The organism is Synechococcus sp. R3-13, assembly GCF_047462195.1.
In the GTDB taxonomy this organism is placed as follows: Bacteria; Cyanobacteriota; Cyanobacteriia; order Thermostichales; family Thermostichaceae; genus Thermostichus.
The window spans coordinates 187-6,899 of record NZ_JANSIO010000474.1 but is presented as its reverse complement, the minus strand read 5'-3'; the positions used below and the strand labels follow the sequence as shown (position 1 = coordinate 6,899).

Annotated in this window: 5 protein-coding genes; 4 read left to right on the top strand and 1 reads right to left on the bottom strand. The window is 60.0% G+C overall.

The features are described 5' to 3' along the window. Window positions 1-159 precede the first annotated feature (159 nt). Together rbsK and NW856_RS13250 are read left to right on the top strand one after the other, a co-directional pair. A complete protein-coding gene (rbsK, locus tag NW856_RS13255) occupies window positions 160-1,077 on the top strand; it encodes a ribokinase (RefSeq protein WP_414400639.1) in 918 nt (305 codons plus the stop codon). A 253-nt stretch (window positions 1,078-1,330) separates the two neighbouring features. Continuing rightward, window positions 1,331-2,074 carry a response regulator gene (locus NW856_RS13250; protein ID WP_414343332.1) on the top strand — a complete coding sequence of 248 codons (744 nt, stop codon included), beginning with the start codon at window positions 1,331-1,333 and terminating at the stop codon, window positions 2,072-2,074. A 123-nt stretch (window positions 2,075-2,197) separates the two neighbouring features. Here the strand turns inward: NW856_RS13250 and NW856_RS13245 are convergent, their stop codons facing one another. Continuing rightward, the gene (locus NW856_RS13245; RefSeq protein ID WP_414400638.1) at window positions 2,198-4,003 is read right to left on the bottom strand and encodes a DUF1565 domain-containing protein; all 1,806 of its coding nucleotides are present in this window, start codon (window positions 4,001-4,003) and stop codon (window positions 2,198-2,200) included. A 165-nt stretch (window positions 4,004-4,168) separates the two neighbouring features. Between NW856_RS13245 and NW856_RS13240 the strand changes: the two genes are divergently transcribed. After that, the gene (locus NW856_RS13240) at window positions 4,169-5,395 is read left to right on the top strand and encodes a pentapeptide repeat-containing protein (RefSeq protein WP_414400637.1); all 1,227 of its coding nucleotides are present in this window, start codon (window positions 4,169-4,171) and stop codon (window positions 5,393-5,395) included. A gap of 108 nt (window positions 5,396-5,503) precedes the next feature. Beyond that, window positions 5,504-6,616: an LptF/LptG family permease gene (locus NW856_RS13235; protein ID WP_414400636.1), complete on the top strand. Its 1,113-nt coding sequence runs from the start codon at window positions 5,504-5,506 to the stop codon at window positions 6,614-6,616. The last annotated feature ends 97 nt before the right edge of the window (window positions 6,617-6,713 follow it).

The following is a 6,713-nucleotide window of genomic DNA, read 5'->3' as shown; positions in this document are numbered from 1 at the left end:
TGGTAATAAAAACCACGACTGCTATCAGCCCTTGCCGCGTGGTAGGGCGCTCAAGGGGATCCCTGGCCAAGACCGGCGGCTGATACAATAGCTGCCCAGGGATCCAAACCAAAGATCTCTAGATCTCTGCTTTTCCAACAGGATTTCCCCACAAGCCCGATGGCAGGCCCGATCCGAGTGGTGGGTAGCTTGAACATGGATTTGGTGGTGCAGGTGCCCCATCATCCCGGCCCTGGGGAAACGGTGCTGGGATCCGACTACGCCACCTACCCTGGCGGTAAGGGAGCCAATCAAGCGGTGGCAGCGGCGCGGGCGGGAGCCCAGGTGGAAATGTGGGGAGCGGTGGGATCCGATGAGTTTGGGCGTCTGCTCCAAGAGAACCTGGAGCACAACGGCGTGGATACCCGCCACCTGAGGCAGTTGGAGGGGCCCAGCGGCCTAGCTTTGATCACAGTGGATCCCGGCGGGCAAAACAGAATTGTGGTCAGCCCTGGAGCCAATGGTCGCTATCTGCCGGAGCATTTGCCTCCCTTTACCCCGGCGGCCCTGCTCCTGCTGCAACTGGAAATCCCCCTGCCCACCGTGCAAGCTGCAGCAGAACAAGCCTTTGCCCAAGGGATCCCGATTTTGCTCAACCCTGCGCCCATCGTGCCATTGCCGGGATCCCTGTTGCGCCAGGTTCGCTACTTGGTGCTCAACGAAACCGAAGCGGCTGCCCTTGCCCAATCCCCTGTGGAGACGCCGGAACAAGCCCAAAAGGTGGCTCAAGAACTGCAGAAACACGGGATCCCAGCCGTTATCCTCACCTTGGGAGGGGCAGGGCTGGTCTGGGCAGATGGGGAAGAAAGTGGCCATTGGCCCGCCCATCCTGTGGAAGTGGTGGATACCACCGCTGCCGGAGATGGGTTTTGTGGGGCCTTAGCTGCTTGTTTGGCTGCCGGGGGATCCCTGAGGGAAGCCCTGCGTTTTGCCAATGCCGCCGCTGCTCTGGCCGTAACCCGTGCGGGAGCCCAACCTAGCTTGCCCCAGCGCTCTGAGATTGAGGCATTTTTGGCCTCTGCCGTAGAAACAGCATAGACTGCTGCTTATCAAAAGTTTTCGACGTCTGCGGTGGAGAAGTTCATTGGCCGTTTGCGTGAGCGCTATGGGGAAACCGCAACCTCCACAGGACAGAGTGGGGCCAAATCCTTTTTCCGAGCTGCTACTCATAGCCGGCGGAGGGGATCCCTTGCTCCATTGAGTACTGCTCAATAGTGCCTTATCTTCCCTTGTGGGTGTCTTTAGAGTTAGGTAGTGAAAAGAAAGTATTCGGTAATTCTGATAAAGGCCCGTGAGTACCCTCCTTGCTGAAGATGACGCTCTCTACCGTCAGCATGTTCATAGCCTGCTAACACAACATTTGCCTGAGTTCGGCCCGGTGTATATAGCCTCGAATGGTAGAGAGGCGTTGGAACTTTACCGTCAGCACCACCCCAACTTTGTGTTGATGGACATTCGCATGCCTGAGATGACCGGGATCGAGGTAGCGCGGCAGGTTTGGTCAGAGTGCCCCAGCACGCGCATCATTTTTTGGTCGCATTTTGCCGATGAAGTCTATGTGCGGGAGCTGCACAAGATCGTGCCTCCGCAAACTGTCTATGGCTACCTTTTGAAAAATTGCACCGATGAAAAATTGGTCAGCGCCATCCAAGCGGTGGTGCAGGATGAGCAATGCGTGATCGACCGAGAGGTGCGCGGGGTCGATTCCCGTTCACAAAACAAAATCACCGGTCTCAGCGATGCCGAGTACGAAGTGCTGATCGACATTGCCCTTGGCCTCACCGACCAGGCTATTGCTGCACGGCGCTTTTTGTCCCGCCGAGGGGTAACCAACCGTCTGCGCAACCTCTACGACAAGTTAGAAGTCAGCAACGACCAAATTGAGAGCGACGAGTGGGGAACCACCTTCAGCTTGCGGGCGCGAGCCATCCGTCTTGCCTTCAAACGGGGGTTGATCAACGCCCAACTGCTGGATGAGGAGGAAGTGCATTTGGATCACTGGCTCAGCCGCTACCGACTGGATCCGCTGGACTAGAGAGTGTCTGAGCTGTCATCGCCCTTGGCAAACACTTGCCGGTCGATTCTCCCGCCAAAAGAACCGGGGCCAAAACCTCCTCCTAACCGTCATGGAGAAGCAAGCCGGTAGGGTGGAGGGTCGCTAGCGGAAAATCATCTCGGCAACTGCCTCAAAGCCGGCATCCAACAGCTGATCCAACACCGACTGGGCCTGGCTGCGACTGTCGTACAGGCCCGCCTGCAACACTGTTCTGCCGTTGAAAACCGTTTCCACCGCCTCGGGGATGAGCTGCCGCAATCGGTTCAAGTCATCGCTGCTCTTGGGGGTCACCAACACGCGAAATTGGGTTGCCGAGCCCACAGCAGCCACAGGGGGGGCAACTGGAGTTGTAGTGGGAGCAGAGGGAGTAGTTGGGATCCCCGTGGACGGGCGACGGGCCGGCGGGGGCAGAAGGGTGGTGATATCTGTGAGGGGAGCCGAGGGTGGCCTGGGAACAGGAGCTGCGGGGGCAGGGCCAACCGGCTGAGCAGGTGCGGTAGAGCCATCTGGCGTGAAGGGGACGGCAACAAACTCCTGCGCTTGGGGTTGAGTGTCCGCCGGCTGGGCAGGAACGTTGGGCAAAACGCGCCCCCCCGATCCCGATAGAGAGGCAACTGGGCTGGGATCCGTCGATTGCGGCACCGTCACAACCGGTAAGGTGGAGGGGGTCTCAGCCGCTGGCCGGGGATCCCTGGGAGTAGCCGGCTGGGCCGGGGCACTGGGCAGAGCCAAAGTGCCAGGGGCAATGGGGCGGGGAGCGCTGTCGGGAAGGGCGGCAACGGTGGTTTGACCGGACAGATCCAGATCCCCTTTGACCTGGCCCCGCAGTTGGTTGCCGTTGGCATTGAGGCGCAGGCCGCGGGTGGCGTTGTTGATATCGTATTGGCCGTTGCCCTCAAAGATGTTGTTGCCGGGATCCGTGGCCGTGCCCAGATCCGGCTGGGCGTTGGTGATGGCAGTGAGGCCGGTCTCCAAGTTCTGGGCGATGAGATTGTTGCGCAGGATGGGCCTGGAGCTGCCCCCGACAACCACGCCGGTACGGTTCTGCAGAATGCGGTTGTTGCGCACAACAGGCGCCGAGCGTTGGTCGATGGTGATGCCAAAGCCGGTTTCTTGGAACAGGTTATTGACGATGGTGGGCTGGGAGGTGCCCAAGACGGAAATGCCGTTGGCCCCGTTTTTATAGAAGCGGTTGCCCTCCACCCAGGGATTGGAAGCGCCAGCGATGAAGATTCCATCGTGGATGCTGCCCACAAAGCTGTTGTTGAGAATGCGCGGGGAGGCAGATTCCACCCAGAGGGCATAGCCGCGCCGCCCCTGGTTGCGCAGGGTAACTCCTCGCACTTCTGCGCCGGTTTCTGCCAGCAGAGCAACATTTTGTCGGCCTAGGGTCGGGCTCATGTAGGTACCGCCGCCGGTGATGAGATAGCCCTCTCCCAAGGTGGACTCGTCCCCACGTAAGGTGAGGCCCGCTTTCAGGCGAATGGGGAAGGTTTCGCCGCTCTCCTCGCTATACACCCCGGGAAAAAGCTGAATGACGCTGCCAGCCTCAGCCCGCTGAATGGCATAAGTAATCGTCTTGAAGGGGTTATTGCGGGATCCATCCCCACGGGTATCGCTGCCGTTGGCCGCATCCACGAAAATGGCCGGGCGATTGTCCGGGAGAGGGGGAGCTTGAGGCAGGGTCTGCTCGCCGGTAATACCAGTGTCCAGGGAAGTTTGCGCCCAGCCAGGATCCAATTTGGCTGCTAGCAGTAAGGTGGTGCCGAGTAGCAGAGAGGACGCCAGCCGCACCAGCATTGCCCAGCGGTAACGCTGCACCCGCAAGCCGGGCAGGACTGCTGTAGATTGGTGTTCGCCGGATTTCTGCAGACCAATAGGCAGTAAGGACAATAAGGAATAGATCATGGTGGTTATCCTCACACCAGGCTGGGCTAGAGAAGAAAGGCCGAGGTTATCCTACCAAACTGAGTAGGCGGGATCCTGCCCTATCCGCCAACTCTAAATACGGACTAACGCAGGCTTTTTTTGCAAGTCTAACACTAGCCCTAGAGTAACCTCCCTGCTTGCGCCATGACCTACAAAACCCTTGTCCCCGAACATCTGCCCCAAGAGCCGTCGCTGCTTGAATCCGGGATCCTGCTGTCTCCGGTCTCACCGTGGCAACCCCTGATTCATCTGCTGCTGTTGGGGATTCCGGCCTTCTTGCTGCTCTTGGGAAAGCTGATGGCTCAGCCGGTCTTGGGCTGGGGGGCGGTGCTGGCTTGGCTGGGCCTGGCGGGCTGGTGGGGGCGACCGCTTTGGGTGCAGATCGGGCGCGACCTCTGTCGGTGGCTGACCACTTGGCCTCAATTGGCCTGGGCGGGAGTGGCCCTCAGCTTGGCCCTGATGGGAGGGGTTGCTGGGAGCGGGGTGTTTTCCGCCTTGGGATCCCTGAGTTGGGAGGCGATTGGGGCTTTGGGAGAAGTGTTTGGGGCCACAGGCCAAATCTTGATTGCCATCCTGGCCGCCTACATTGCCTGGCGGCAGTACATCATCTCCCGCGATCTCACCATTCAGCAGAATATCATCACCCAGCAGCAGACCATCGACGCCTACTTTGAAGACATTTCCAACCTGGTCTTGTCTCCCGATGGGCAGTTGGACGATTGGCCCCTGGAGCGGGCCATTGCTGCCGGGCGCACGGCTGCTTTGTTGAACGGGGTGGATCGCTTCGGCAAAGCCAAGATCCTGCGCTTTCTCTCCACCGCTAACCTGCTCAGCCCTCTGCGGCGAGACGAACACCTGGGCCGACCCATTCTGGACGGCAAAGGGGGTTACCAGCGGGATCGCCTGCACGGGATCCGAGTGGTCAACCTGGGCACGATGCTGGAGGGAGCCGACCTGCATGGCACCCTGTTGCGGGCGGTGGATTTCAGCGAAGCCAGCCTGGAGCGGGCCAACCTGAGCGGCTGCGATCTCAGCCACACCAATCTGTGCGGAGCTAACTTGCGGAATGCCGACCTGCGCGGGGCCGATCTCTACCGCGCTTTGCTGTTTGTGGGATCCCCTCAGACGGCTTCCCCCGCTCAGCCGGGGCAAAAGCCGGATTTTAAGACCGGAGCCTACACCGGAGCTATCGTGGCAGGGGCAGATTTCCGCCAGGCTCGCCGCCTTTCCCCCGAACAACGGGCCTACCTGGCCGCCTGGGGGGCCGAGCTGGATCCCGCGTCCGAACCTCCCCTCAACTCTCCTAGGCCGCGTTCGGATCCTGCCGACAAAACAGAGTCGTTTCCCCCCCCTGCTTCCCCAAGCCCTTGAGCGAGAATGCATTGATGAGCCTGGTTCAGGGCTTTTGCTGCCGATTTTTCGGCCATTGCAACCCGTCTCTTCCATGGGGATGAGGGCGATCCCTTTCAATTCTCAAACATGGCACGGTTGCTCACCAAGTTCTGGCTGCTGGAGCGCTATCTATTTGGGCAGATGCTCACCCCGGTGCTGGCCGGTGTTGCGGGGGGAACCCTGCTGCTGCTGGTGGGCCGACTGTTTACCCTGGCCGAGCGGCTGGTCGAGGGATCCGTCCCCCCCCTGACGGTGTTGCGCCTCTTGGTTTTGGATCTGCCGGAGATGGTGGTGCTGGGCATGCCCATTGCCGCCTTCTTTGCCACCATGCTCACCTTGGGCAAGCTGAGCGGCAACAGCGAGATCACCGCTATGCGGGCAGCCGGGATCCCGTTTAGCCGGATTTTCCGGCCCCTGCTGCTGGTGGGGTTGGCCATGAGCTTGAGCGCTTTTTTCATTAGCAACGTGCTGCTGCCAGCCAGTAAACAGCAAATCCGCCAGATCGATCAGCAAGCTTTGCTGGCCCAGGCCACCACCCCGGTGCAATACGATGTCTTTTTCAAAACCGAAGACAACCTCTGGTTCTTCATCCGCCAAGTGGATCCCCGGTTAAATACGATGCAAGATGTCACGATTTTGCGGGTGGATCCCTTGCCGGGAGGCAAATACCAGTTGGTGGAAGTGACCTTGGCCGCTCAGGCAGTGTGGAACGGACTGGAGTGGAGCCTGAGCGAAGGGGCAACCCACCTTTACGGCCCCACGGGTCTCAGCATTGCCGAGCAAACGTTTCATCGCAAGCCGCTGCAAGTTTCCCAGGATCTGGCTACCCTAATGCAGCCGCCGGTTCCCCCCAGCGAGTTGAGCTTACCGGAGCTGGCGGAGCGGATTTCCCGTTTGGCCCGCTCCAATCTCAATACTCAGGCTCTGCGCACCGAGTTCCACATGCGCTTTTCCCTGCCCCTGGCCAGCTTTTTTGCCGTGCTGATTTCGCTCCCCCTGGGATCCACCACCGCGCGGCGGGTGGGACGCTACGGGGGCGTCGTCTTCGGGATCCTGTTGGTGTTTGCCTACTACGTGGTGCTCAGCGTGTCTCGCAGCTTGGGAGAAGTGGGAGCCCTTCCCCCTTGGGCGGCAGCCTGGAGCTTCAACATCTTGTTCGGCGGCATCGGACTGGTGCTGCTGGCCCGTTTCCTGCGCTAGGGATCCACCCTAGAATCCGCCAGTCTCAGTTCTCAAGGATGTCTCGAAGAAGGCAGGGATCAACTTTCCTTTCTCTCTCCTCTCGCCTCGCGTAGCT